Annotated in this window: 22 protein-coding genes; 7 read left to right on the top strand and 15 right to left on the bottom strand. The window is 71.5% G+C overall.

Going from position 1 to position 23,508, the window contains the following annotated elements; all coding sequences use genetic code 11:
- Positions 1-233 precede the first annotated feature (233 nt).
- A complete protein-coding gene (locus tag ACN6LB_RS39360) occupies positions 234-638 on the top strand; it encodes a winged helix-turn-helix transcriptional regulator (RefSeq protein ID WP_445030060.1) in 405 nt (134 codons plus the stop codon).
- Between the two features lie 33 nt (positions 639-671).
- Here ACN6LB_RS39360 and ACN6LB_RS39355 read toward each other — a convergent pair whose 3' ends face one another.
- The 3 genes from ACN6LB_RS39355 to ACN6LB_RS39345 form a co-directional block, all read right to left on the bottom strand.
- A complete protein-coding gene (locus ACN6LB_RS39355) occupies positions 672-962 on the bottom strand; it encodes a hypothetical protein (protein WP_356133896.1) in 291 nt (96 codons plus the stop codon).
- A gap of 113 nt (positions 963-1,075) precedes the next feature.
- On the bottom strand, positions 1,076-2,911 hold the full coding sequence (locus tag ACN6LB_RS39350) for a bifunctional metallophosphatase/5'-nucleotidase (RefSeq protein WP_445030059.1): 1,836 nt from the start codon (positions 2,909-2,911) through the stop codon (positions 1,076-1,078).
- 232 nt (positions 2,912-3,143) lie between these two features.
- Positions 3,144-4,427: an adenylosuccinate synthase gene (locus tag ACN6LB_RS39345; RefSeq protein ID WP_445030058.1), complete on the bottom strand. Its 1,284-nt coding sequence runs from the start codon at positions 4,425-4,427 to the stop codon at positions 3,144-3,146.
- Between the two features lie 191 nt (positions 4,428-4,618).
- Between ACN6LB_RS39345 and ACN6LB_RS39340 the strand changes: the two genes are divergently transcribed.
- Both ACN6LB_RS39340 and ACN6LB_RS39335 read left to right on the top strand, forming a co-directional pair.
- Positions 4,619-5,482 (top strand): diacylglycerol kinase, encoded by an 864-nt coding sequence (locus tag ACN6LB_RS39340; protein ID WP_356133902.1) that lies wholly within the window; start codon positions 4,619-4,621, stop codon positions 5,480-5,482.
- 154 nt (positions 5,483-5,636) lie between these two features.
- Positions 5,637-7,169 carry an APC family permease gene (locus ACN6LB_RS39335; protein WP_445030057.1) on the top strand — a complete coding sequence of 511 codons (1,533 nt, stop codon included), beginning with the start codon at positions 5,637-5,639 and terminating at the stop codon, positions 7,167-7,169.
- A gap of 25 nt (positions 7,170-7,194) precedes the next feature.
- Here ACN6LB_RS39335 and ACN6LB_RS39330 read toward each other — a convergent pair whose 3' ends face one another.
- Positions 7,195-7,689, bottom strand: a complete 495-nt coding sequence (locus tag ACN6LB_RS39330) for a GbsR/MarR family transcriptional regulator (protein WP_356133909.1) — start codon at positions 7,687-7,689, stop codon at positions 7,195-7,197.
- Between the two features lie 73 nt (positions 7,690-7,762).
- Here ACN6LB_RS39330 and ACN6LB_RS39325 point away from each other — a divergent pair, with 73 nt between their 5' ends.
- The 3 genes from ACN6LB_RS39325 to ACN6LB_RS39315 are packed head-to-tail and all read left to right on the top strand — an operon-like array spanning position 7,763 to position 10,497.
- Positions 7,763-8,662, top strand: coding sequence for an ABC transporter ATP-binding protein (locus ACN6LB_RS39325; RefSeq protein WP_445030056.1), 900 nt, complete (start codon positions 7,763-7,765; stop codon positions 8,660-8,662).
- A complete protein-coding gene (locus ACN6LB_RS39320) occupies positions 8,659-10,227 on the top strand; it encodes an ABC transporter permease (RefSeq protein ID WP_445030055.1) in 1,569 nt (522 codons plus the stop codon). The genes ACN6LB_RS39325 and ACN6LB_RS39320 overlap by 4 nt, the downstream gene beginning before the upstream one ends.
- A gap of 45 nt (positions 10,228-10,272) precedes the next feature.
- Positions 10,273-10,497, top strand: coding sequence for a hypothetical protein (locus ACN6LB_RS39315; RefSeq protein WP_445030054.1), 225 nt, complete (start codon positions 10,273-10,275; stop codon positions 10,495-10,497).
- On the opposite strand, the gene ACN6LB_RS39310 is transcribed toward ACN6LB_RS39315, so the two are convergent.
- From ACN6LB_RS39310 to ACN6LB_RS39275, 8 genes are all read right to left on the bottom strand, one after another.
- Positions 10,481-11,683, bottom strand: coding sequence for a cytochrome P450 (locus ACN6LB_RS39310; RefSeq protein ID WP_445030053.1), 1,203 nt, complete (start codon positions 11,681-11,683; stop codon positions 10,481-10,483). The two genes, ACN6LB_RS39315 and ACN6LB_RS39310, sit on opposite strands and share 17 nt — an antisense overlap.
- Positions 11,684-11,778: 95 nt before the next feature.
- Positions 11,779-12,465 (bottom strand): response regulator, encoded by a 687-nt coding sequence (locus ACN6LB_RS39305; RefSeq protein ID WP_445030052.1) that lies wholly within the window; start codon positions 12,463-12,465, stop codon positions 11,779-11,781.
- Positions 12,462-13,808: a sensor histidine kinase gene (locus ACN6LB_RS39300; RefSeq protein ID WP_445030051.1), complete on the bottom strand. Its 1,347-nt coding sequence runs from the start codon at positions 13,806-13,808 to the stop codon at positions 12,462-12,464. Before ACN6LB_RS39300 ends, ACN6LB_RS39305 begins: the two co-directional genes overlap by 4 nt.
- A gap of 115 nt (positions 13,809-13,923) precedes the next feature.
- The gene (locus ACN6LB_RS39295) at positions 13,924-14,598 is read right to left on the bottom strand and encodes a response regulator transcription factor (protein WP_356133923.1); all 675 of its coding nucleotides are present in this window, start codon (positions 14,596-14,598) and stop codon (positions 13,924-13,926) included.
- On the bottom strand, positions 14,595-15,929 hold the full coding sequence (locus ACN6LB_RS39290) for a sensor histidine kinase (RefSeq protein WP_356133977.1): 1,335 nt from the start codon (positions 15,927-15,929) through the stop codon (positions 14,595-14,597). Before ACN6LB_RS39290 ends, ACN6LB_RS39295 begins: the two co-directional genes overlap by 4 nt.
- A gap of 202 nt (positions 15,930-16,131) precedes the next feature.
- The gene (locus ACN6LB_RS39285; protein WP_445030050.1) at positions 16,132-17,361 is read right to left on the bottom strand and encodes an acyltransferase family protein; all 1,230 of its coding nucleotides are present in this window, start codon (positions 17,359-17,361) and stop codon (positions 16,132-16,134) included.
- Positions 17,354-18,409 carry an alpha/beta hydrolase gene (locus ACN6LB_RS39280; RefSeq protein ID WP_445030049.1) on the bottom strand — a complete coding sequence of 352 codons (1,056 nt, stop codon included), beginning with the start codon at positions 18,407-18,409 and terminating at the stop codon, positions 17,354-17,356. The genes ACN6LB_RS39285 and ACN6LB_RS39280 overlap by 8 nt, the downstream gene beginning before the upstream one ends.
- 262 nt (positions 18,410-18,671) lie before the next feature.
- A complete protein-coding gene (locus ACN6LB_RS39275; RefSeq protein ID WP_445030048.1) occupies positions 18,672-19,652 on the bottom strand; it encodes an alpha/beta hydrolase family protein in 981 nt (326 codons plus the stop codon).
- A gap of 198 nt (positions 19,653-19,850) precedes the next feature.
- Here ACN6LB_RS39275 and ACN6LB_RS39270 point away from each other — a divergent pair, with 198 nt between their 5' ends.
- Entirely contained in the window at positions 19,851-20,459 is a 609-nt protein-coding gene (locus ACN6LB_RS39270) for a TetR/AcrR family transcriptional regulator (RefSeq protein ID WP_445030047.1), read from the top strand.
- A gap of 237 nt (positions 20,460-20,696) precedes the next feature.
- Here the strand turns inward: ACN6LB_RS39270 and kynU are convergent, their stop codons facing one another.
- The 3 genes from kynU to ACN6LB_RS39255 all read right to left on the bottom strand — a co-directional run bounded on the left by kynU (position 20,697) and on the right by ACN6LB_RS39255 (position 23,352).
- The gene (gene kynU / locus ACN6LB_RS39265; RefSeq protein WP_445030046.1) at positions 20,697-21,932 is read right to left on the bottom strand and encodes a kynureninase; all 1,236 of its coding nucleotides are present in this window, start codon (positions 21,930-21,932) and stop codon (positions 20,697-20,699) included.
- Complete coding sequence (locus tag ACN6LB_RS39260; RefSeq protein WP_445030045.1) at positions 21,925-22,773, bottom strand: tryptophan 2,3-dioxygenase family protein; 849 nt, start codon at positions 22,771-22,773, stop codon at positions 21,925-21,927. The genes kynU and ACN6LB_RS39260 overlap by 8 nt, the downstream gene beginning before the upstream one ends.
- A 165-nt stretch (positions 22,774-22,938) precedes the next feature.
- Complete coding sequence (locus tag ACN6LB_RS39255; protein ID WP_356133939.1) at positions 22,939-23,352, bottom strand: DUF3151 domain-containing protein; 414 nt, start codon at positions 23,350-23,352, stop codon at positions 22,939-22,941.
- Positions 23,353-23,508: the final 156 nt, after the last annotated feature.

Here is a 23,508-nt window from a genome sequence, read left to right as displayed (position 1 = left end):
GCCAGCTCCGCCGACCGCACGCTCTGGCGGCCGCTGCCGGGCACCGGGAACGCGACGTCCGCGGCGGAGGACTCCTCGGCGGCCGCGGCCCCGAGCCGTTCCCGCACCAGCCCGCCGAGAGCGCCGGACACACCGGTCACCAGAATCATGAAATGCCTCCGTGCGATACGTGGTTGCTTCACTGGTGACGACAGCTTCACCGCGCCCAGCGGATCGCATAAGGAGGCACTTCCATGACCGTCACGCACACCGCGGTAACCCCGCAGGTCAACGGGCCGTGCGGGGACGACGACTGCGGGATTCGCGACGTGCTGGACCGCATCGGGGACAAGTGGTCGGTCCTGGTGGTCCTCGAACTCGCCAAGGGCGTACGCCGGTTCCGCGAACTCCAGCGCGCGATTCCGGGCATCTCACAGCGGATGCTCACGGTGACGACGCGCCGGTTGCTCCGCGACGGCCTGGTGCACCGCACCGTCCGCCCGACGATCCCGCCCCGGACCGAGTACCGGCTGACTCCCACCGGCGAGAGCCTCGCCGGGGCCATCGCCGACCTTGCCGACTGGTCCCGTACCCACAAGGCCGCGATCACCGCCGCCCGCGCCCGCTGGGACGCGCAGCAGCCGGAGGACGCGGCCTGAGCCGGTGTCCTGGCCGATGTCCTGGCAGATGTCCTACTTGAGCTGGCCGAGCCCCTTCTGCAGATCCTCCAGGTTCATGATCGGGCAGACCTCGACCGTGGCGTTGAGGTTGGTGAAGAACGGCTCTCCGACGGGTGGGAGCTCGGAGCTCTCCTGCATGTCGAAGACCAGGAGGATGGTGCGCCGACCGCCCAGGGGGCCGAAGTAGGCGGCCTCCGGCTTGATGCGGTCCATCGTTTCCTTCAGCAGGTCCGGCATCTTTCCGCCCTGCAGAACCTCGTTCGCCTTGTCCGGGTCCAATGTCGCCTTGAGCAACACGCGCATCGCACTCACCTTCTCCTGACGGACGCACGCATACGCACACAGAGGTGCACGTTTCAGCCTATGCTCCGCCATCGCCGCACGCCCACTTGTGGGGGCGTGCGGCGGAGCAGTGCCTAGAACACCGGCGTGCCGTTCTGCGTCAGCTTCCAGTTGGCGGCTGCGAAGTCCGCCGGGTCGAGGGCGCCCTTGGCCGTCACGTAGTCGATCATCAGTTGACGGATCTGGTCCGTCGAGCTGTACGCGATGTCGGCCGAGGCGATGTGCGGGTAGCCGCTGCCGCCGTTGGCGCGGTAGTTGTTGACGGCGACGACGAAGACCTGGTCAGCCGTGACGGCCGCGCCCTTGTAGGAGAGGTTCTTGATGCGGGAGCCCTCCGGCTGCGCGATGTCGATGTCGTAGTCGACGCCCGCGGCCGTGTCGTACATGTAGTCCCAGAAGCTGTTGGCGTTCGTCACGGTCGCCGTGTCGACCTTCGTGCCGGACGGGACCTGGTGGTAGTACTTCGCCGCGTACTCCAGGTAGTCCTTGAGCTGGGCGCCGGTGAGCTTCTTGCCGTACAGGGTGTTGTCGTAGATGTAGAGGCCCGCGACGTCGCGGATCGTGACGTCGCCCTGCGGGATGTCGGCGGTGCGGCTGAAGGGCGCGGCGACGGAGATCAGCGGGAGCGCGGCGTCGGCCGTGGAGAGGCCGGCCGCGACCGCCTTCGCCTGGACCAGGTGGATGAAGTCCATGATCGGCACGTCCTTCCAGCAGGACTCGGCGGCGGAGAGGTCCGCCGTGCAGGTGCCGACCGGTGTGTTGACGTACTTCACGACCAGGTCGTGGTCGGCCTTGAGGAGGCCCGTGATCTCCGCGTCCTCCTCGACCGTGTTGCTGTTGAGGGTCTGCGCCTTGGTGCTGGTCACCTTCCACTGCCCGTGGACGAGTTCGAGCTCGAAGTCGAAGACGGTCAGACGCATGCCGTAGCAGTACGGCTCGGAGAGGACGACGTCCTTGCCGGTCTCCTTGTTGGTCACCGTGTAGGAGGAGACCTCGGTGTGCGTGTGACCGACCAGGATCGCGTCGATGCCGGGGACCTGCTCGGCGACGAGGTTCGACGCGTTCTCGACGTACGGGAGTTCACTGCCGTACGACGAACTGCCGTCCAGGCCCGAGTGATCGGTGAGGAAGACGACGTCGCAGCCGAGGGCGCGCAGCCGCGGAACGTACTTCTTCGCCTGCTCGACGAGGCCCGGGAACACCATCTTCCCGGCGACGTTGTCCTTGTCCCACAGGGCGATGCCGGGGTTCGTCAGGCCGAGGATGCCGACCTTGATGTCGGGGGCGCCGGGCACACAGATCCGCTTCACGGTGTACGGGTGGAAGGCGGGGCGGAGCGTCTTCGCGTCGAGGGCGTTGGCGCCCAGGAGGGGGAAGTGGCACTGGCTCTCGAACTTGCGGAGCGTGTCGATGCCGTAGTTGAACTCGTGGTTGCCGAGCGCGGCGGCGTCGTACTTCATGGCGTTCATCGCGACCGCCATGGGGTGCTTCGGGCCCTTGTGGCCGTCGGTTCCCGTGATGGGGTCGACCTTCGCGTAGTAGTACGCGAGGGACGTGCCCTGGATGATGTCGCCCGCGTCGACGAGGAGTACGCGGTGCTCGCCCTTGGCGGCGCGCTGCTGCTTGATGAGCGTGGCGACGCGCGCGACGCCCACGGAGTTGCCCGCCTTGTCCTGGTACGCGGCGTCCGTGTAGTAGTCCCAGTCGAAGACATGGCTGTGCAGGTCCGTGGTGCCCAGGATGGAGAACGACCAGGTGCGGGGCCTCCGCGTGTGGTTCTCGTGCTGCGTTCCGGGCTGCGTCGCGGCCTGCGCGGGCGTCGCGCCGACGGCTCCTGCCACGGCGACGGCCGCACCGGTGGCTGCCGACTTCTGCATGAACTCCCGGCGGTCCATGGGGTTGACGGGCATACGGGTCTCCTGGGACTGGCGTTTCGCGGGCAGAGGGATGAGCCTGGCGGGACTACACGCGTAGATCCTGGCCCCGCCCCCGCCCGTCCGGAACCAGGAACAGGCCATGTCCGGGTCAAGTCTCTGCGAAGCGCCCCACGCGAACGCCCCCGGGCGGCCGAAGCCGCCCGGGGGCGCACATGAGTCGCCGTACGGCCATCCCGCCGTACCGCCCTACCGTCCTACCGCCGTGCTAGATGAACGAGTTGATCTCGATCGTCTCGTCGCGGCCCGGGCCCACGCCGATCGCGGAGATCGGGGCGCCGGACATCTCCTCCAGGGCCTTCACGTAGTCCTGGGCGTTCTTCGGGAGGTCCTCGAACGTCTTGGCCTTGGTGATGTCCTCGGACCAGCCCGGGAGGGTCTCGTAGATCGGCTTCGCGTGGTGGAAGTCGGTCTGGGAGTACGGGAGTTCCTCGACGCGCTTGCCGTCGATCTCGTACGCCACGCAGACCGGGATCTCCTCCCAGCCGGTGAGCACGTCGAGCTTCGTCAGGAAGAAGTCCGTCAGGCCGTTCACACGGGTCGCGTAGCGGGCGATCACCGCGTCGAACCAGCCGCAGCGGCGGTCACGGCCGGTCGTCACACCACGCTCGCCGCCGATACGGCGCAGCGCCTCGCCGTCCTCGTCGAACAGCTCGGTCGGGAAGGGACCGGAGCCGACGCGGGTCGTGTACGCCTTGAGGATGCCGATGACCCGGCTGATCTTGGTCGGGCCGACACCCGCGCCGGTGCACGCGCCACCCGCGGTCGGGTTCGACGACGTCACGAACGGATACGTGCCGTGGTCGATGTCGAGAAGCGTGCCCTGGCCGCCCTCGAAGAGGACCACCTTGTCGTCCTCGAGCGCCTTGTTCAGGATCAGAACCGTGTCCGCGACGTACGGCTTCAGCCGGTCCGCGTAGCTCAGCAGCTCCTCGACGACCTGCTCCACCTCGATGGCGCGGCGGTTGAAGACCTTGGTGAGGAGCTGGTTCTTGCCGTCGAGCGCCGCTTCGACCTTCTGCGTCAGGATCGACTCGTCGTAGAGGTCCTGGATGCGGATGCCGACGCGGTTGATCTTGTCCGCGTACGTCGGGCCGATACCGCGCCCGGTCGTGCCGATCTTGCGCTTCCCGAGGAAGCGTTCCGTCACCTTGTCGACGGTGACGTTGTACGGCGTGATGACGTGAGCGTTTCCGCTGATCAGGAGCTTGGACGTGTCAACGCCTCGCTCGTTCAGTCCGTTCAGCTCGGAGAACAGGACCGACGGGTCGACGACGACTCCGTTTCCGATCACCGGAGTGCACTCCGGCGTGAGGATTCCGGAAGGGAGGAGGTGGAGGGCGTACTTCTGATCGCCAACGACTACCGTATGGCCGGCGTTGTTGCCGCCCTGGTAGCGCACCACATAGTCCACGGATCCACCGAGCAGGTCGGTGGCCTTTCCCTTGCCTTCGTCACCCCACTGAGCACCGAGCAGCACAAGTGCGGGCACAGGCGTACACCCCTTCCGGGCGGGGCATGTCCAAGGTCGGGGACGTACGCGGCTGAACATGTGTACGGCTGCGTACGCCGGCGACCACCTTTGGCCGCGACCGTCGGACCGGATGCCCCGGAATAGACGAAGCCCCTGGCGCAATAGCGCAAGGGGCTCTTGCACAAAGATGCTACCCGAGGAAGCGAGGCATGACCGAGGTGGCGGCTTCCGACCAGCTTCTGGTGGTCATCGACCCGGTCGCCCGTCGCAGTGACGGTGAGTCGGTACGGATCGCAAAAGACGTGCTCAGCGCGGGTGCGAGCGCCAAAGTGTGCCTCCCCGAGGGGCCCGAGGAATTCGCCCGCGCACTGGCCCGAAGAGGGTCGAGACGGCCTGTCGTGGTGGGCGACGACCGGGCTCTGCTGCGCGCGGTGGCCCTGCTGCACCGACGGCGGGAACTCGCCACGTGCGGGCTGTCCCTCGTGCCCGTCGGGGGTGCGCTCTCGCTGGCGCGCGCCCTGGGGGTGCCCACGGGAGCCGTGGCGGCGGCCCGGGCTGTCCTCGACGGGACGGAACGGCGGCTGGACCTGCTGGTGGACGACAGCGACGGGGTGGTGCTGGGGGCGCTGCGGATACCCGCGGCGACCGTTCCGGCGCCGGTGGGGGCCGCGGAGAGGGCGCCCGCGGGTCCCGGGCATCCGTGGCTGCGTACGTGCCAGTCGCTCGTGCGCACGCTGGCCGCGCGGCCGGCGCGGGTGGCTTCCGTCCCCGGGCCCGGGGGCGGGTCCCGGTCGGTCCGGCTGCGCGTCGAGGTCGACGGCGTGACCGTGGTCGACCTCGATCAGCCCGTGGAGGCCCTGTCGGTGACGCCGGGGGCCTCGGGAGGCGCGGAGGTCGAGATCCACCCGCTGTCCGTGGGCGCGGCCGCCTCCCCCCTGCTGGCCGTCGGGAAGCGCGTCACCGTCTCCGGGCCGGACTTCCGCTACCGGGCGGACTCGGTGATCAGCGGGCCCGTGCGGACCCGGACGTGGACGGTGCGCGAGGGGGCCTGGGGCCTCACGCTGCCGGGCTGAGCGTCGCGTGGCGACCGCGGCCCGGGGTCGCGACACCCATCCCAAAGGTCTACGAGACAAATATTTAACGCCGATACCTTTACGCCGACTCATTCACCCAGGAGGATTCCGGCTCAGGCGGACACACTGAGCGCAGCAGGAAGGGTGCCACTCCATGGCCGTACAAGAGGACCTGGTCCCCGGAGCCGGAGAGGCGGCGGACGCTTCCGAAGGGGCGCCCGGAAACACCGTTCACCGGCTCAAACCGAACGCCATCGGCCTGCTCGGCGTGGTCTTCATGGCGATCGCCACCGCCGCGCCGATCACCGCCATGACAGGGAACGTGCCCTTCATGGTCTCCGCCGGAAACGGCATCGGCGCCCCGGCGAGCTATCTCGTCGCAATGGTCGTCCTGGCAATCTTTGCGGTCGGCTTCACCTCGATGGCGAAGCACATCACCTCCACGGGCGCCTTCTACGGCTTCATCTCCTACGGTCTCGGCCGCACCGTGGGCCTCGCTTCGGGACTGCTCGCGACCTTCGCGTACGTCGTCTTCGAGCCGGCCCTGATCGGCATCTTCTCGACCTTCGCGACCACCACCCTCAAGGACCAGACCGGGCTCGACATCCCGTGGTGGGCCTTCGCGGTCCTGATGCTCGCGATCAACTCGGTGGGCACCTGGTTCGGCGTCTCGGTCGCCGAGAAGCTGCTCGTCGTGCTGCTGGCCACCGAGGTCACGGTCCTCGCCGCGATGGCGGTGTCCGTCGCCGCGCACGGCGGCGGCCCGAACGGCTTCACCTTCGGCCCGGTCAACCCGGTCAACGCCTTCAAGGGCACCAGCGCCGGCCTCGGCCTCTTCTTCGCGTTCTGGTCGTGGGTCGGCTTCGAGTCGACGGCGATGTACGGCGAGGAGTCCCGCGACCCCAAGAAGATCATCCCCAAGGCGACGATGATCTCGGTCCTCGGCGTCGGCGTCTTCTACGTCCTCGTCTCCTGGATGGCCATCACCGGCAACGGCGAGGCCGACGCGGTGAAGGCCGCCTCCTCCGCCAACCCGCTCGCCCTCTTCTTCAACCCCACCGAGCGCTACGTCGGCCACTGGGCCGTCGACGTCATGCAGTGGCTGATGATCACCGGCTCGCTGGCCTGCGGCATGGCCTTCCACAACTGCGCCGCCCGCTACATGTACGCGCTCGGCCGCGAGGGCGTACTGCCGTCCCTTCAGCGCACCATCGGCCGCACCCACCCACGGCACGGCTCCCCGCACATCGCGGGCATCGTCCAGTCGGTCATCAGCGCCGTCCTGATCGGCGCGTTCTGGATCGCCGGCAAGGACCCGTACACCGGCACCTACGTCCTGCTCGCCATCCTCGGCACCATGGCGATCCTGGTCGTGCAGGCCGTGTGCTCGTTCGCGGTGCTCGCCTACTTCCGCAGGAACCACCCCGAGAGCCGGCACTGGTTCAGGACGTTCACCGCCCCACTGGCCGGCGGGATCGCGATGCTCGCGGTGGTCGTCCTGCTGGTGTCGAACATGGGGGTCGCGGCCGGCACGGAGTCCGGTTCGCTGGTCCTGCGGGCGACCCCGTGGATCGTCGCGCTGATCGCGGTGGGCGGACTCGTGTACGCCACCTATCTGAAGCGGCGCCGACCGGAGCGGTACGCGCTGCTGGGGCGGACGGTGCTGGAGGAGACGAAGGAGCGGTAGGGCACGGCGGGGCGTGCCCGCGGCCTCAGGAAGAGCCGAACAGTCTCTCGCGTTCGACGCGCCAGCGGCCCATCATCTCCTGGACCTCGCCCCCCATGAACTCGAAGAAGGCCAGCGTCTCGGCGAGCCGGCGCCCCGCGGGGGTGTCGGCTCCCAGGGCGACCACCCCGTCACGCAGCCCGTCCTCCCAGCGCTTGATGATGGCCTCGCGGTTGGTGATCGCCTCGTACCACTGATCGCTGTGCACCCGGTAGCGCTCCCGGCGCGAACCGGGCTCCCGCTCCCGTGAGACCAGATGCACCTGCGCCAGATAGCGCACCGCCCCGGACACCGCGGCGGGGCTGATCCGCAACTGCTCGCCCAGCTCGGTCGAGGTGAGCGCCCCGGTGTCGGACGCGAGCAGCGCGGCGAACACACGCGCGGGCATCCTCGGCACGCCCGCTTCGACCAGCTGCGCCGCGAAGTGCTCGACGAACCGCGAGACCGACTCCGGGTCGCGCCCCGCCTTCGATTCCGTCATGGCCCCACCCTATCCGGCATTCATACGCTTCCTTAACTTCACAAATTTCTGAAAGAAGCGTACGTTCCGAAGCATGACGAAGGCAATCACCGTCTCCGGACTGCACAAGTCGTTCGGCAAGACGCACGCCCTGGACGGCCTCGACCTGGACGTCGAGACCGGTGAGGTCCACGGCTTCCTCGGCCCGAACGGCGCCGGCAAGTCCACCACCATCCGCGTCCTGCTCGGCCTGCTGCGCGCCGACTCGGGCGCGGCGCAGCTGCTGGGCCGCGACCCATGGGCCGACGCGGTCGAACTGCACCGCCGGATCGCCTACGTCCCCGGTGACGTCACCCTGTGGCGCAACCTCTCCGGCGGCGAGGTCATCGACCTGTACGGGCGGCTGCGCGGCGGGCTCGACACCGGGCGCCGCGCCGAGCTGATCGAACGCTTCGAGCTGGACCCCACCAAGAAGGGCCGCACGTACTCCAAGGGCAACCGGCAGAAGGTCGCCCTCGTCGCCGCCTTCGCCTCGGACGTCGACCTGCTGATCCTGGACGAACCGACGTCGGGCCTCGACCCGCTGATGGAGGAGGTCTTCCAGCGCTGCGTCGAGGAGGAGCGCGACCGCGGCCGCACGATCCTGCTCTCCTCCCACATCCTCAGCGAGGTCGAGGAGTTGTGCGACCGGGTCAGCATCATCCGCCGGGGCGTCACCGTCGAGACGGGCTCGCTCGCCGACCTGCGCCACCTGACGCGGACGAGCGTGACCGCCGAACTCGCGGGCGCCCCCAACGGGTTGGCGCGGCTGCCGGGCGTGCACGACCTGGACGTACAGGGCCGTCGCGTCCGGCTCCAGGTCGACACGGACAAACTCGACGCCGTACTGCGGTCGTTGACCGACTCGGGCGTACGGTCCCTGACGTCGAAGCCGCCGACCCTGGAGGAGCTGTTCCTGCGTCACTACCAGGACGAGGAGGTGGCGGCGCGATGACGTCCCTCGTGGGCACGGGGGTGCTGCTGCGCTTCAACCTGCGCCGTGACCGGGTGATGATCCCGGTGTGGGTGGCGGTGAACGCCCTGATGGTCCTCTCCATGCCGAACACGCTGAAGGGCCTGTACGGCACCGAGGCCGAGCGCACCGACCTGCTGCACCAGGTCGCCACCAACTCCTCCTTCCGCTCCCTGATCGGCCCCGTCTTCGGCGACTCCCTCGGCGCCCTCACCGCCTGGCGCGTCGGCGTCTACGCGGGCGCCCTCGCCGCGGTCACCGGCCTTCTGGTCGTCGTACGGCACACCCGCGACGAGGAGGAGAGCGGCCGGCAGGAGCTGATCGCCTCCGCCGCGGTGGGGCGGCGCGCCTCGCTGACGGCGGCGCTGGGGGCGGCCGCGGTCGCGAACGCCGTCCTGGCCCTGCTGATCACGGCCGGGCTGGCCGGGCAGGGGTCGGCGGGCGCGCTGGCCTTCGGGCTCGGGATCGCGGGCGTCGGCGCGGTGTTCGCCACGACGGCGGCGATCGTCGCGCAGTTCACGCAGAGCGCGCGGCTCGCGCGCGGGCTCACGGCCGCGGTCCTGGGCGCCGCCTTCGTGCTGCGCGCGGCGGGCGACTCGGCGACCGACGACGGCTCGTCCGTGCTGACCTGGCTGTCGCCGCTCGGCTGGCTGGAGAACCTGCGGCCGTACGCGCACGAACGCTGGTGGGTGCTCCTGCTGTTCGCGGCGGCCGTGCTGATCCAGGGCGCGGTGGCGTACGCGCTCGCCGGGCGCCGGGACGTCGGTATGAGCTTCATGCCCACCCGGCCCGGACCTGCCGTCGGCCGCCTCGGCACGGCGGCGGCGCTGGCCTGGCGGCTGCAGCGCGGGAGCGTGCTGGGCTGGAGCATCGGCTTCTTCCTCGCCGGGGTGGTCTACGGCGGCCTGACGGAGGGCGCGGCCGATCTGGTCGGCGACAACAAGAACGCCCGAGAGATCTTCGAGCGGATGGGCGGTCACAGCGGCCTGACGGACGCCTTCCTCGCCTCGATGGTCGGGATGCTCGGGCTGGTCGCCGCGCTGTACGTCGTCGGCTCCGTCCTGCGGCTGCACGGCGAGGAGACGTCCGGGCGGGCAGAACCCGTGCTGGCGAACGCGGTCGGGCGGCTGCGTTGGGCCGCCGGGCATCTGGTGATCGCCTTCGGCGGCGCCTTGCTGATCATGCTGCTCGCGGGCCTGGGCTTCGCGGTCGGATACGGCAAGGAGGCCGGGCCGATCCTGGCCGCGTGCCTCGTACAGGTCGCCGGGGTCTGGGTCGTCGGCGGGCTCGCGGTGCTGCTGCACGGGATTGCTCCGCGGGGGGCGACGGCGGCGTGGGGCGTGGCCGGGGCGGTCCTGCTGATCGGCTGGGTGGGTCCCGCCCTGGACGCTCCCCGGGCGGTGCTGGACCTGTCGCCCTTCGGCCACCTCCCGAAGCTGCCGGGCGGGGCGATGCAGTGGCAACCCGTGCTGGTCCTGCTCGGGCTCGCTGCGGTACTGGTGGCGGGCGGACTGGCGGGTCTGCGGCGCCGCGACCTGACGACCTGACCGGCGCGGGAACCCCGAAGCGGCCCCCGTACGTCTCTCCCGGGCATGGGACAACGTACGGAGGCCGCCGCCGGCTGTCTGATCGCGGCCGTCGGCGCGGGCGCGGGGCTCGCGGTGTGGGCCGTCGACGTCCGCAAGCGGCTCTGGCGGTTCGAGCAGGCACCCGATTGGCGCGTGCTCTACGCCGAACTGCCGCTGGCGGTCCTCGGCGGAACCGCCGCCGCCCTGGGCGTCTGGGCCCTGCTCCGGCGGCTCAGACCGCGACGCTGAGCCCCTCAAGGCCCCGGATCACGAAGTTCGGCTTGCGTCCCGGCTCCGCCGCCAGGCTCAGCGTCGGGGCCTTCGTCAGCAGAGCCGTCATGGAAGCCGCCAGCTCGATACGGGCCAGGGGCGCGCCGATGCAGTAGTGGATGCCCGCGCTGAAGGAGATGTGCGGGTTGTCGGCGCGCGTCAGATCCAGGCGCTCGGGGTCCTGGAAGACCTCGGGGTCGTGGTTGGCGGAACCGAAGAGCATCGCGATCTCGGACCCGCGCGGGATCGTCGTCCCGGCGATCTCGATGTCGTCCAGCACCCAGCGCTCGAAGAGCTGAAGCGGGGTGTCGTAGCGCATCAGCTCCTCCACGGCGGACGGGACGAGGGTGTGGTCCGCGCGCAGGGCCGCCAGCTGGTCGGGGTGGCGGAACAGCGTCCACCAGCCGTTCACCGTCGAGTTCACCGTCGCCTCGTGCCCCGCGTTCAGCAGCAGGACACAGGTGGAGATCATCTCCTGCTCGGTCAGCCGGTCGCCCTCGTCGTACGCCGCGATCAGCCCCGAGATCAGGTCCTCCCCCGGCTCCTTGCGGCGGACCTCGATCAGCTCCCGCAGGTACTCGCTGAACTCGACCGACGCCCGCACCGCCCGCGCCGCCGTCTCCTCGGAAGGGTTCAGCTCGTACATCCCGCAGATGTCCGCCGACCACGGCCGCAGCGGCGCCCGGTCGGACTCCGGGATGCCCAGCATCTCCGCGATCACCGCGACCGGCAGCGGCTCGGCGACATCGGTCAGCAGATCGCCGCCGCCCGCCTCGACCAGCCCTGCCACCAGGTCGTTCGCCAGCTTGTACACATACGGCTTGAGCTGCTCCACCGTCCGCGGTGTGAACGCCTTCGACACCAGCCGCCTGATGCGCGTGTGGTCCGGCGGCTCCAGGTCGAGCATCCCGTGGTCGTTGAGCACATGGAACGGCTCCTGCTCCGCCGGCGGCGCCGTCCGCCCGAAGTCCTCGTGTGTGAACCGGTGCTGGTAAGTCCGCCCCAGCCGCCGGTCCCGCAGCAACGCCGACACGTCCGCGTGATGCGGGACGAGCCACTGCCCCGTCGGCTCGTAGTAGTGCACGCGGCCCTGGGCACGCAGCTCGGCATAGGCGGGGTACGGGTCGGCGAGGAACGCAGGGTCCCAGGGATCAAAGGCTGCCATGACCGGACGCTAGCCCGAGCCGCCCCTCGCTGACCAGGGGTGTCTCGCGGCGCGGCCCTCTCGTCATCCCACCGGCGGGAGACGACACGGGCTCCTCACCCCGGCGTGACCAGTCGCGCCTCGTACGCGAACACCGCCGCCTGCGTGCGGTCCCGCAGGCCCAGCTTCACCAGGATGCGGCTGACATGGGTCTTGATGGTGGACTCGGCGACGAACAGCCGCTCCGCGATCTCCGCATTGGACAGCCCTTGCGCGATCAGCACCAGCACCTCCGTCTCCCGCTCGGTCAGGTCCCCGTACGCCGCCTGCGCCGCGGCCGGGAACCTGGGCACGTCGCCGAGCTTGGAGAACTCCGTGATGAGGCGCCGGGTCACGGACGGCGCGAGCAGCGCCTCCCCGGCCGCCACCACCCGTACGCCGTCGGCGAGCTGGCGTGCCGAGGCGTCCTTGAGCAGAAAGCCGGAGGCCCCCGCGCGCAGCGCCTGGTACACGTACTCGTCGAGGTCGAAAGTGGTCAGCACGAGGACCTTCGCACTGCTGTCCGCCGCGACGATCTCCCGGGTGGCCTCGATACCGTTCAGCTCCGGCATGCGGATGTCCATCAGGACGACGTCCGGTGCGAGTTCCCGCACCCGCTCGACCGCCTCCCTTCCGTTGACCGCCTCGCCGACCACCTCGATACCCGGCATCGCGCCGAGCAGCACCGAGAACCCCTCGCGGACCATCATCTGGTCGTCGGCGATCAGGACGCGGATGGTGCCGTCCGTGGTGCCGTCCGTCATGCGGACTCCTCCGTCTCCGGCGCGGGCACCGGCAGGAACACCGTCACCTCGTACCCCCCGTCGTCCGTCGCCGCGGTCGTCATCTCGCCGTCCAGCATCACCACCCGCTCCCGCATACCGGTCAGGCCGTGGCCGGCGCCGGGTGACGGCTTCACCAGGCCCCGCGCAGGGCCGTTGACTATGCGCAGGCCGAGTCCGCCGAGCACGTAGCCGATCTCGACGCGAGCACCGGCGCCGGGCGCGTGCCGCAGGCTGTTGCTGAGGGCCTCCTGGACGATGCGGTACGCCGACAGCTCCACGCCCTGCGGCAGCTCGCGTATCGCCCCGGTGACCACCTTGTCCACGGCGAGGCCCGCGTCACGCACGTTCTCCAGGAGCCGGTCGAGGTCGGCGAGCGTGGGCTGCGGGGCGTCCGGGGCCTCGTAGTCCTCCGCCCGGACGACGCCGAGGACGCGGCGCAGTTCGGTCAGTGCCGCCACCGCGTTCTCCCGGATCGTGGCGAAGGCCTGCTCCAGCTCCGGCGGCGGGTTCTCCACCCGGTACGGCGCGGCCTCCGCCTGGATGGCCACCACCGACATGTGGTGGGCAACCACGTCGTGCAGCTCGCGGGCGATCGTCGTGCGCTCTTCGAGAAGGGTGCGCTTGGAACGCTCGTGCGCGGTCACCGTCTGCTGCGCGGTCACCTTCTGCGCGGCCTCGTGGCGTATGTGCACGACGGTGACGACCAGCAGCGCCAGGGCGGAGACGACCATCATCGGTCCGGTGTTCGAGGCGAAGTGCCCGCTGCCGAAGAGGCTCTCGACAACGAGTCCGTACGCCGCGGTCAGCGCCCACATCCACGCCGCCGTGCGCGGTCGGGTCCGCAGTGCGACGACCGTGAGGACCACGAGGTGGGCGGCGAAGCTGCCGGGCTGCCACGGCCAGTCGTCGGTCCAGCCGCCGAACGTCCCGGTGATCGGTACCACCGCGACGGACAGCCAGAAGGCGCCGACCGGCCGGACCAGCGTCAGCAGGATCGGGCACAGCACGAAGAGGATGCCCAGCGGGAGGTTGAGCTGACCGCTGGGCTGGTCGTTCGCCGAGACGCCGATGGCCGTCGCCAGCACTCCGGCGGCCGCCACCACGGCGTGCGGGGTCCATACCGCCTTCTCCCGGATGCGCGGCGGCAGCCGCCGCGTCAACGGGCCGTCCACCCGCATGCGGGGCAGCGGCCGGTAGGCGAAGGCATCGTGGAACAGATCCTGCCGCAGCCCGCGCAGGGCGTCCGCGGCCAGCCGGAATTCCGGGCTGCGCGGCTTGGCCCTGCCGGGTGGCGTCGTCTGCGTCTGGGTCGTCTCGGTCACGTTCAAAACGGTAGGCCAGAACGGGGACGCGGTCGTCACCAGTGAGAGGGGTCCTGCGGGATCCGTCTCAGGTACTACGGGTATGTCCCGGGGGACCACCGGGGACGGAGCGGGCTCAGTAGCCCGACGGGCGCACCAGCCCCGACTCGTAGGCGAACACCGCCGCCTGGGTGCGGTCGCGCAGCCCCAGCTTCACCAGGATGCGGCCCACGTGCGTCTTCACGGTCTGCTCGGCGACGACGAGCCGCTCGGCGATCTCCGCGTTCGACAGGCCCTGCGCGATGAGCGCGAGGACCTCCGTCTCGCGTTCGGTCAGTTCGCCCACACGCTGCTTGAGCGGGGCGCGGGGCGTGGCATTGAGGCGGGAGAACTCCGCGATGAGCCGGCGCGTGATGCCCGGGGCGAGCAGTGCGTCGCCCGCCGCCACCACCCGCACCGCCTCGGCGAGCTGCTCGGCCGACGCGTCCTTCAACAGGAACCCGGACGCGCCGGAGCGCAGCGCGTCGTACACGTACTCGTCGAGGTCGAAGGTGGTGAGCACCAGCACTCTGATGTGCGGGGTGGCCTCGGTGATGCGGCGGGTCGCCTCGATGCCGCCGATCTCGGGCATGCGGATGTCCATCAGGACGACGTCCGGGGCCAGTTCGGCGACCTTCGCGATCGCGTCCCGGCCGTCGACCGCCTGGCCGACCACCTCGATGCCGGGCTGGGCGTTGAGCAGCACGGTGAAGCCCTGCCGGACCATCTGCTGGTCGTCGGCGATCAGTACGCGGATGGTGCCGCTCGTCATGGGGTCTCTTCTCCTGGACCTGGGGAGTCGTGGACGGCCGAATCGCCGTCGGGGGAGCGGTCGTCGGCGGGGGCGACTCCGTTGCGGGGAAGGAAGGCCGCGACCACGAAGCCGCCGTGCGACGTCTCGGACGTCACGAGGGTGCCACCGAGCATCGCGGCGCGCTCCCGCATGCCGAGCAGTCCGTGCCCCGCGCCCGGGGAGGGCGGGGCGGCCCGCTCGGGTCTGGAGTTGATGACCCGTACCTGCAGGCCGCGCGGGAAGTGCGTGAGCTCCACCCGGACGACGGAACCGGGCGCGTGCCGCAGGGCGTTGCTGAGCGCCTCCTGGATGATCCGGTACGCCGACAGCTCCACACCGGGCGCGAGCGGCAACGCCTCCCCGGTGATCTCGGTGTGCACGTCGAGCCCGGCGGCGCGGGTGTTCTCCACGAGTGCGTCGAGGCGGTCGAGGGTGGGCTGCGGGGCGTGCGGGGCGGCGCCCGTCCCGGCCCCGAGACCGTACGGATCGTCGGGGTTCTCGGAGCGCAGGACGCCGAGGACGCGGCGCAGCTCCGTCAGCGCCTCCAGCGCGTTGTGCCGGATGCCCTCCAGGTTCTCCTTCAGCTCCTGGGAAGGGTTGTCGACCAGGTGCGGGGCGACCTGGGCCTGGATGGAGATCACCGACATGTGGTGGGCGACCACGTCGTGCAGCTCGCGCGCGATGCGGCTGCGCTCCTCCAGAAGCGTGCGGCGGGCGCGCTCCTCTGCGGTCAGCGAGGCCTGCTGGACGAGCTCGGTGCGGGCTTCTCGGCGACCACGCAGGGCGGTCCCGAGGAGGACGACGGCCGCGAAGACCACGAGCGCGAAGACACCCGTCGACGTGTACAGGGGGCCGCCCAGGATCCCCTGCAGGAGGTACGTCACCAGCGCGGTCCCGGCCAGCGCCTCGGCGGCCACACGCGTCGGCACCCGCAACGCGACGAGGAACAGCACGAATGCCTGCGCGATGATCGCGGACATGCTCCACGGCCAGTTGGGGCCCGGGGGAACCATCATCGGCATGTGCGAGCGCGCGCCCTGGGCCGCCACGACGGTACCGGCCAGCGACAGCCACCACGCGGGCAGCGGCCGCCACAGGGCGAGGACCATGGCCACGCCCTGTGCGACCCCGGCCGCCACGGCCAGCGCCACACCCAGTCCGTAGTCGTCGTCCATCTCGTTTCTGCCCGTGAGCACGATGACGAGCGCGACGATGCAGATCACCACGTGCGGAAGCCACCGCAGTCGGCGCGGCCGGGACATCGGGGGAAGCGGGAGGGAATCGCCCGTCACGAGATCGGCGCGGAGCATGCGCAGGAGAACGAGGATGCGATGCCCGACCCACTCCGGGAGGGAGATACGTGTCCCCGCCCCGGACACCGGAGCCACGGCCGCCGACTTCTCCGCCTGCCGGGGCCCGTCCGGGTCCCGGCCCTCGGGCGCACCCCGGCGGCGGTCCGCGTCGTCGCCGTGTCCCCCGGCCGCCTGCTCCTTCTCCTCCACGAGGTCAACCCTAGGCACCGCGTACCGCCTTCGTCCCCGCCCGGGTGGACCGGCGGTGGACGGCGACCACCCGCGAGGGACGGGCGGTGCGGCGGCGTCGGCGGCCGGACTGTTCGTAGGAGCGAAACGCCGCCCAGCAGACCGTCAGGGCGAGCGCGAAGGCCGGCAGCCAGAGCAGGCGGGACAGCACCCAGTCCAGACCGTCGGGGGTGGTGTGCAGACCGGGGAGACGGCCCGCGCGCAGGCCCAGGGCGGTGACCGCCATCATCCCCGTCTGGTGCCACAGGAATATCGTCATCGCCGACAGGTTGACCAGGGCCACGGCCGCCCAGGCCACGGGGCGCCGCATCACCCGGCGCAGCGGCTCGCGCAGCAGCAGGGCGAGACCGCACTGCGCCAGGCCGAAGGCGACGGCGGCCAGCGTCGGCGGGTTGAGGTTGGAGACCGCGGCGCCCGGAACACCGACCATCGACGCCGGATACCCCGCCCACGCCACCAGCCCCGCGGTCGCCGCCGCGCCGAGTCCGAACAGCACCCAGCCCGCGCGGCGCCGGTCCAGCTCACCGCGCGTCCACGCCGCACCCAGGGTGTACGGCACCATCCAGCCGGCCGCGACATTGACCCAGCCGAGCCACGAAGGACCACCGAGGCCGAAGCGGACGAGGTCCACGTGGAGGACGACGGCCAGCGGCCACAGCGGGTTGAGGCGGCTCAGCAGCGGGGTCGCCGCCGTCAGCCCGGCGAAGACCAGCAGGAACCACAGCGGGGACAGCGCGAGCTTCGCCAGCGCGTGGACCGTCTCCACGCCCGTGCCCGACACGAGCAGCCCGGCCGCGATCACCGTCCACACGATCACCACGACGGCCACCGGCCTGAAGAGCCGGGCGAGGCGGCTGCCCAGCCACTGACCGTACGTCGTGCCGCGCGCCCGCGCCGACGCGTAACTCTTCGTCGCCACATGGCCGCCCACCAGGAAGAACACGGCGAGTGTCTGGAAGAGCCAGGAGATCGGGGCCAGCCATGGCATGTGCTGCAGCGGGCTCGCCGTGTGCAGGGCGCCGCCGTCGTCCGCGACCAGGGCCGTCACCAGCCAGTGGCCGAGCACGACGCCGAGGATCGCGAGGGCACGCAGGGCGTCGACGGCGCGGTCGCGCTCCGCGGGGGTGGCGGCGTCGATGCGGCGGGCTCCGGCACGCAGGCCGTGCACGCGCCTCCGTATGACGCCCGTGTGGCTAGGCATGGGTCACCTCCGAGGTGTCGCCGAGGGTGATCCGGGCGAGGTTGTCGAGGGACTCCGAGCCCCGTGCGAAGTAGTCGCTGTGACCGCCGCCGCCCGCCGCGAACACGCGGGCGCCGAAGTCCGGGGAGACCGGATCGGTACCGAAGCCGACGGTCGTGCCGAAGAGGTCCGCGTGGAGGTGCGGAACGTTCGCCACCCAGTCGTCGGCGCCGCGGGCCGCCCAGACCCGGGCGGACGTGTGCAGCCCCGCCGCCGAGTCCGCGCCGGTGCCCGGGCTGCCGACGAGGGCGATGTCGTCCACGTCCAGCCCGTGCGCCGCTCGGCCGCAGACCACCGTGCCGTACGAGTGGCACAGCACGGATATGCGCGCCGACGGCCCGACCACGCCCCGCAGTTCCCGTACGAACCCCCGCAGGTGCGGGGCCGCGTCCTCGGCCCGCCCCGGCGTCAGGACCGTGGTGCTGACTGTGCCCGGCGTCTCGTAGCCGAGCCAGGCGACGACGGCCGTGTGCGGGCCGAGCCGGTGGTGCAGGGCGAGAGCGCCCGCGCGGAAGCGGTTGTAGGTGTCCAGGCTCGTGTCGGAACCGGGGACGAGCACCGCGACGCGGTCGGCGTGCGCGAGGTCGCCGAGGACCTCGACCGCCTGGCCCGCGTCCCGGCCGTCGAACGAGAGGAAGTCCCGGGAGGGGGCGGCCATCGCACGGTCGGCCGCGGCGCGGCCTCGGTCACCGTGGGCCGCGGCCATGCGCGCCGCCTCCGCGGCGTTCGCACGGTTCGCCGCATACGCCCCCTCCAGCGTCGACGCCGTCACCGGGCCGAGGACGGCGGGCGCCGGAGCGGGTGTCCGGGGCCGCGCGGCAGCGGACACGGGCACGACGACGGCGCCCACGACCAACGCGGCGAGAAATGCACGGCGCAGCCGCCCGGCACGTCCGGCGCGCCCCGTACGCCTGTCGCGCCCTGTGCGCCCTTTGCTGCCGGCAGGCGCCGTCGCGTCCGCGCCCCCCTCCGCGGCCGGCGCCGCGTTCGATTTCCCCTGGGCCCCCATACCGTCCTCCCCCTCCCGGTGCGCCCGCTCATCGGGCGTCTCCGAAAGGGAAATTACGGACCGTGACGTGTCGTCGGCGTCCCACCAGGGAGCTCACCTGCGAGGTAGCTCTCAGGTATTACGGGTATGACCGGGACGCCTCAGAAGGGCCTCCGGCAGAACCTTGAAAGGCCCCTGAAAGGCCCCTGAAAGGCCCCTGAAAGGCCTCCAGAAGGCTTCCGAAAGCCACCAACCACCGTTCCCACCAGACGCATTGAGACGTCTACCAGGCCAGCTGAGCGATCTCCTCCGCCACCACCGCGCACGCGTCCGCTGCCGGGTCGATCAGCGGGAAGTGGCCGACGTCCTCGAGGAGCGTCAGCCCGATCACCTCGCCGGACTTCGCCGCCGCGTCGGCGTACGCCTCGGCGACCGCCTCCGGGACCACGATGTCGGTGCGGCCCTGCACGAGGGTCGTGGCGATGCCGGTGGGCAGCAGGAACGCCGGGTCGGCGTACGGCAGACGCTCCGCGAACCTGGCTTCTCCGCCCAGGAGTTGGCTGGAGGCGCCCCCGCACACCCCCAGCTCCTCGGCGACCCGGAAGTCCGCGATCGGGGCGAGCGCGACGACGCCGCGAAGCGGGGCGGGGCGGCCGGTGTGCCAGGGGGCGTCGGCGGGCAGTACGTGCCGGGCGGCCGCCCACAGGGCCAGGTGACCGCCCGCGGAGTGCCCGGTGACCACCGTGCGCCGGGCGTCGGCCAGCGGCAGCAGTTCGCGTACGAGACCGGGCAGCGCGTCGAGCGCGGCCGCGACGTCGTCGAAGGTGTCCGGCCAGCGACCCGCGACCGGCCCCGAGCCACCGCCCTGCACGGCGGTCGCACCGCCCTGAGCGGGGATCACGCTGCCCCTGCGGTACTCGACGTTGGCGACGGCGAAGCCGCGGCGGGCCAGGAAGTCCGCGAAGGGAGTGATGTGCCGGCGGTCGTACGGTGCACGCCAGGCGCCGCCGTGCAGGACGACCACGAGCGGGGCGGGAACCGACGGGTCCGGCTCGCGCGGGGCGTAGAAGTCGATCACCTGGTCGGGGTGGTCGCCGTACGCGGCGGTGACGTCGGGGTCGACGGGCGGGTGCGAGAAGACCGACGCCTGTTCCTCGGCATCGCGGGCGGTGGCGGCGTCCCGGCGCTCGGCAGCGTCGCCGTCGCCGTGCGTGGCGGCGTCGTCCGGGGTGGCTCCCTCGCGGGCTGCGGCGTCGTCCGGCATGCTCCAACCTCTCAGCGGTGAAAAGGATTTGGCGGACCAGGTGTTCGGCGGGCCGGGTGTGAGTTCGGCCGTTGGCGGGGACGGTATCAGGCCCGTGACGTGCGTCGACACACGGATGTCACGCTCGGTGAGGGTTAAACGGTTCTACCGTTTCGTTACGCTGCCGGGGTACCGTCCGTCTCTCCGAAGGAGCCCGACATGTCCGCCGAGCCCGGCACCGTCCGTCCCGGGGGGCGCACCGCCCGTGTCCGTGCGGCCGTACTCCACGCCGCCGGGGACGTGCTCGCCGAGCAGGGGTTCGCTCATCTCGATCTTGCCGATGTCGCGCGGCGGGCGGAGGTCGGCAAGACCACCGTCTACCGGCGATGGGGATCGGTGACCGGGCTGGTCGCCGACCTGCTGAGCGACATGGCCGAGCAGTCCCTTCCCCGGGTGGAGACCGGGTCCGTGCTGGGGGATCTGCGGGCCAACGCCGCGCTGGTGCGGCGGACGCTCGCGGATCCCCGGCAAGGGGCGTTGTTCCGGGCCGTGATCGCCGCGGCAACGTGTGACGGTCGTACGGCGGAGGCGCTGCGGCGGTTCTACGACGTTCGGGTGGCCGAGTGGGCGCCTTGCGTCGAACAGGGGGTTGCCCGGGGGGAGTTGCCCCCCGGGACGGATGCCGCCGAGGTCGTACGGGCTGTGTCGGCGCCCCTGTACTACCTGTTGCTCACCACCGGGGTGGCGCCGGACGCTGCCGCGGGGGATCGGGCGGCGGAGGCTGCGGTGGCCGCGGCGGTGGCTGGGGTGTACGTGGCCTCTCGGTGACCCGGGGTGGGCTTCGGGCACCCCGGGTCTCCCCGGCACCCGGGGTGGGTGGGCAAACCCCGGGTGCCCTCTTGCTTCGCTCGGTAACCCGGTGTTGGTGTCGGCCGGGGGTGGGTCACGCAGCCCGGCGTTCACGGGGTGCCGCTGCGCCCACCCGTGCCGCCCCTGGCGGCACGATTGCCCGCAGAAACGAGGCTTCGCCGGCCACCCTGCGCCACACGCACCGCAGAAACGCGGCTACGCCAGAACCTCCCCCAGCACCCCCGCCGCCCGTTCCACGTCCGCGAAGCCCACGTACAGCGGGGTGAAGCCGAAGCGGAGGACGTCGGGGTGGCGGAAGTCGCCGATGACGCCGCGGGCGATGAGGCGTTGCATGACCTCGCCGGCGTTGTCGCAGCGGAGGGCGACCTGGCTGCCGCGTTCCCGGTGGGCGGACGGGGTCAGGGACTCCACCCGGCCCTCGGGGACGTAGGCCGCCACGCACTCCAGGAAGAAGTCCGTGAGGGCGAGGGACTTGGCGCGGACCGACTCGATCGGGATGCCGTCCCAGACCTCCAGGGCCGCCTCCAGGGCGAGCATGGACAGGATGTCCGGCGTGCCCACGCGGCCCCGCAGCGCGCCCGGCGCGGGTTCGTAGTCCGGGCGCATCCCGAAGGGCTCGGCGTGCGAGTTCCAGCCGGGAAGCGGGGAGTCGAAGCGGTCCTGGAGGCCGCGTCGTACGTACAGGTACGCCGGTGAACCCGGGCCGCCGTTCAGGTACTTGTAGGTGCAGCCGACCGCGAGGTCCACCCCGTGCTCGTCCAGGCCGACGGGCAGGGCACCCGCGCTGTGGCACAGGTCCCAGACCGCCACGGCGCCCGCCGCGTGCACGGCGGCCGTCAGCGACGGGAGGTCGTGCAGGCGGCCGGTGCGGTAGTCGACGTGGTTGAGCAGGACCGCCGCCGTGCGGGGACCCAGGACGCCGGGCACCTCGGACGGCGGCACGGGCCTCAGTGTGCAGCCGGTCAGCCGCGCCGCCGACTCGGCGATGTAGCCGTCGGTGGGGAACGTCGTCGCGTCGACGACGACCTCGTCCCGGCCGCCTCCGGCCCCCTGCGCCGCCCCTCCCCCTGCAAGCCGGGCCATCCGTACCGCAGCCACAACCGCCTTGAAAACGTTGACACTTGTGGAGTCGCCGACCACGATCTGGCCGGGTCCGGCACCCACCAGCGGCGCGATCCGGTCGCCGATCCGCTCGGGCGCCGTCCACCAGCCGCTCTCGTCCCAGGAGCGGATGCGCAGCTCGCCCCACTGGCGGCGGACGACGTCCTCCACCCGCCCGGGGACGCCCGCCGGCAGCGCGCCGAGCGAGTTGCCGTCCAGGTACACGACGTCGTCAAGGACGAACTGCTCGCGCGCCTTGGCCAGTTCGTCGGTCGAGTCGAGCGACTCGGCCCTCGTGCGCAGCTCGGCGCTCTCCCTCGGCTCAGACATGCGACCGCGCCGTCCACAGCTCGGGGAACACGTTCTTCTGCGCGCGCTTCTCCAGCCAGGCCACCCCGGCGGAGCCGCCCGTGCCGGACTTGGCGCCCATCGCGCGCCGGGTCGCCACCAGGTGGTCGTTGCGCCATCGCCAGACCAGTTCGGCGACGTCCGTCAACACCTCGCCGAGCCGGGCGAGTTCGTCGTTCTCGTCGCCCGCGTACAGGGCGGTCCACACCGCCTCCACCTCCGGGGACGGCTCGTAGCGGCGCGACAGATCGCGCTGCAGTACGGCGTCCGGGACGGCGTGGCCGCGCCGGGCGAGCAGCCGCAGCACCTCGTCGTAGAGGCTCGGCTCGTGCAGCGCCTTCTCCAGCTCGGCGTGCACGCGCGGCGCGCCCCGGTGCGGGACGAGCATCGACGCGGACTTGTCGCCGAGCAGGAACTCCATGCGGCGGTACATCGCGGACTGGAAGCCGGAGCCTTCGCCGAGGGCGGAGCGGTAGGAGTTGAACTGGGCCGGCGTGAGCTGCGCCAGCGGCCGCCAGGAGGCGTTCAGCGCCTCCAGCTCGCGCAGGGACCGCTTCAGGGCCGCCACCGCGACCGGCACCCGCTCCTCGCGCAGGGCCCGCGCCGCGGTCTCCCACTCGTGGACGATGACGGTGAACCACAGCTCCATGACCTGGGTGGTGACCAGGAAGACCATCTCGCCGGGGTCGTCGGAGCGGGTGTGCTGGAGGTGGGTGAGGACGTCCGCCTGTACGTAGTCCTCGTACGGCGTCGTTCCGTGGAAGTCGAGATGCGGGGTCTCGGGCTCCTGAGCCTCGTCAGAGTTCTGAGCCTGTTGGGACATCGCTGTCTCCCGATGCGTACTCCGGGTAGCGGTCCGCCCCTGCCGTTTTCGACACGGGGGCCCCGGTCCCCACCGCGCATCCTCCACAATCGTCCCCCGAGTCCGCAAGGTCCGCCCGGTCACACCGGGCGGACCTGCACTGACGTGCCTCAGCTGACCCCGGGGTCAGCCCAGCGTCTGGGCCGCCGCCGGCGAGGAGTCCTTCAGGAACTGGCTGCAGCGCTCGTACTCCTCCTGCTCACCGATCGCCTGGGCGGCGCGGGCGAGGCCGTGCAGGGCACGCAGGAAGCCACGGTTGGGCTCGTGCTCCCAGGGCACCGGGCCGTGGCCCTTCCATCCGCTGCGGCGCAGGGAGTCCAGGCCGCGGTGGTAGCCGGTACGGGCGTAGGCGTACGACTCGACGACGCTGCCACGCTCGAACGCCTCGTCGGCGAGCTGGGCCCAGGCAAGCGAGGAGGTGGGGTACTTCGCGGCGACGTCGGCGGGCGCCGCGCCGTTCGCGAGGAGCTCGCGCGGCTCCGGGTCATCGGGCAGATGAGTCGGGGGCGGTCCCCCGAGAAGATTCTCGTGAAGGCTCATGACTCCCAGTCTGCGCCATCCCCCGCCCCCCGGAGACCCCGCACACCCACGGCCCGACGGCACGCCCCCGCCGGCCGGAGACCCCGCGCCCCCGCGGCCCGACGCGCACCCCCAGGCACCCGCGGCCGAAATCCGGCGGAAGGGCCCGTGCCACGA

Source organism: Streptomyces sp. SAS_270 (assembly GCF_052543295.1).
Note: the sequence above shows the minus strand (reverse complement) of the source record. Positions and strands in the feature narration are given on the sequence as shown.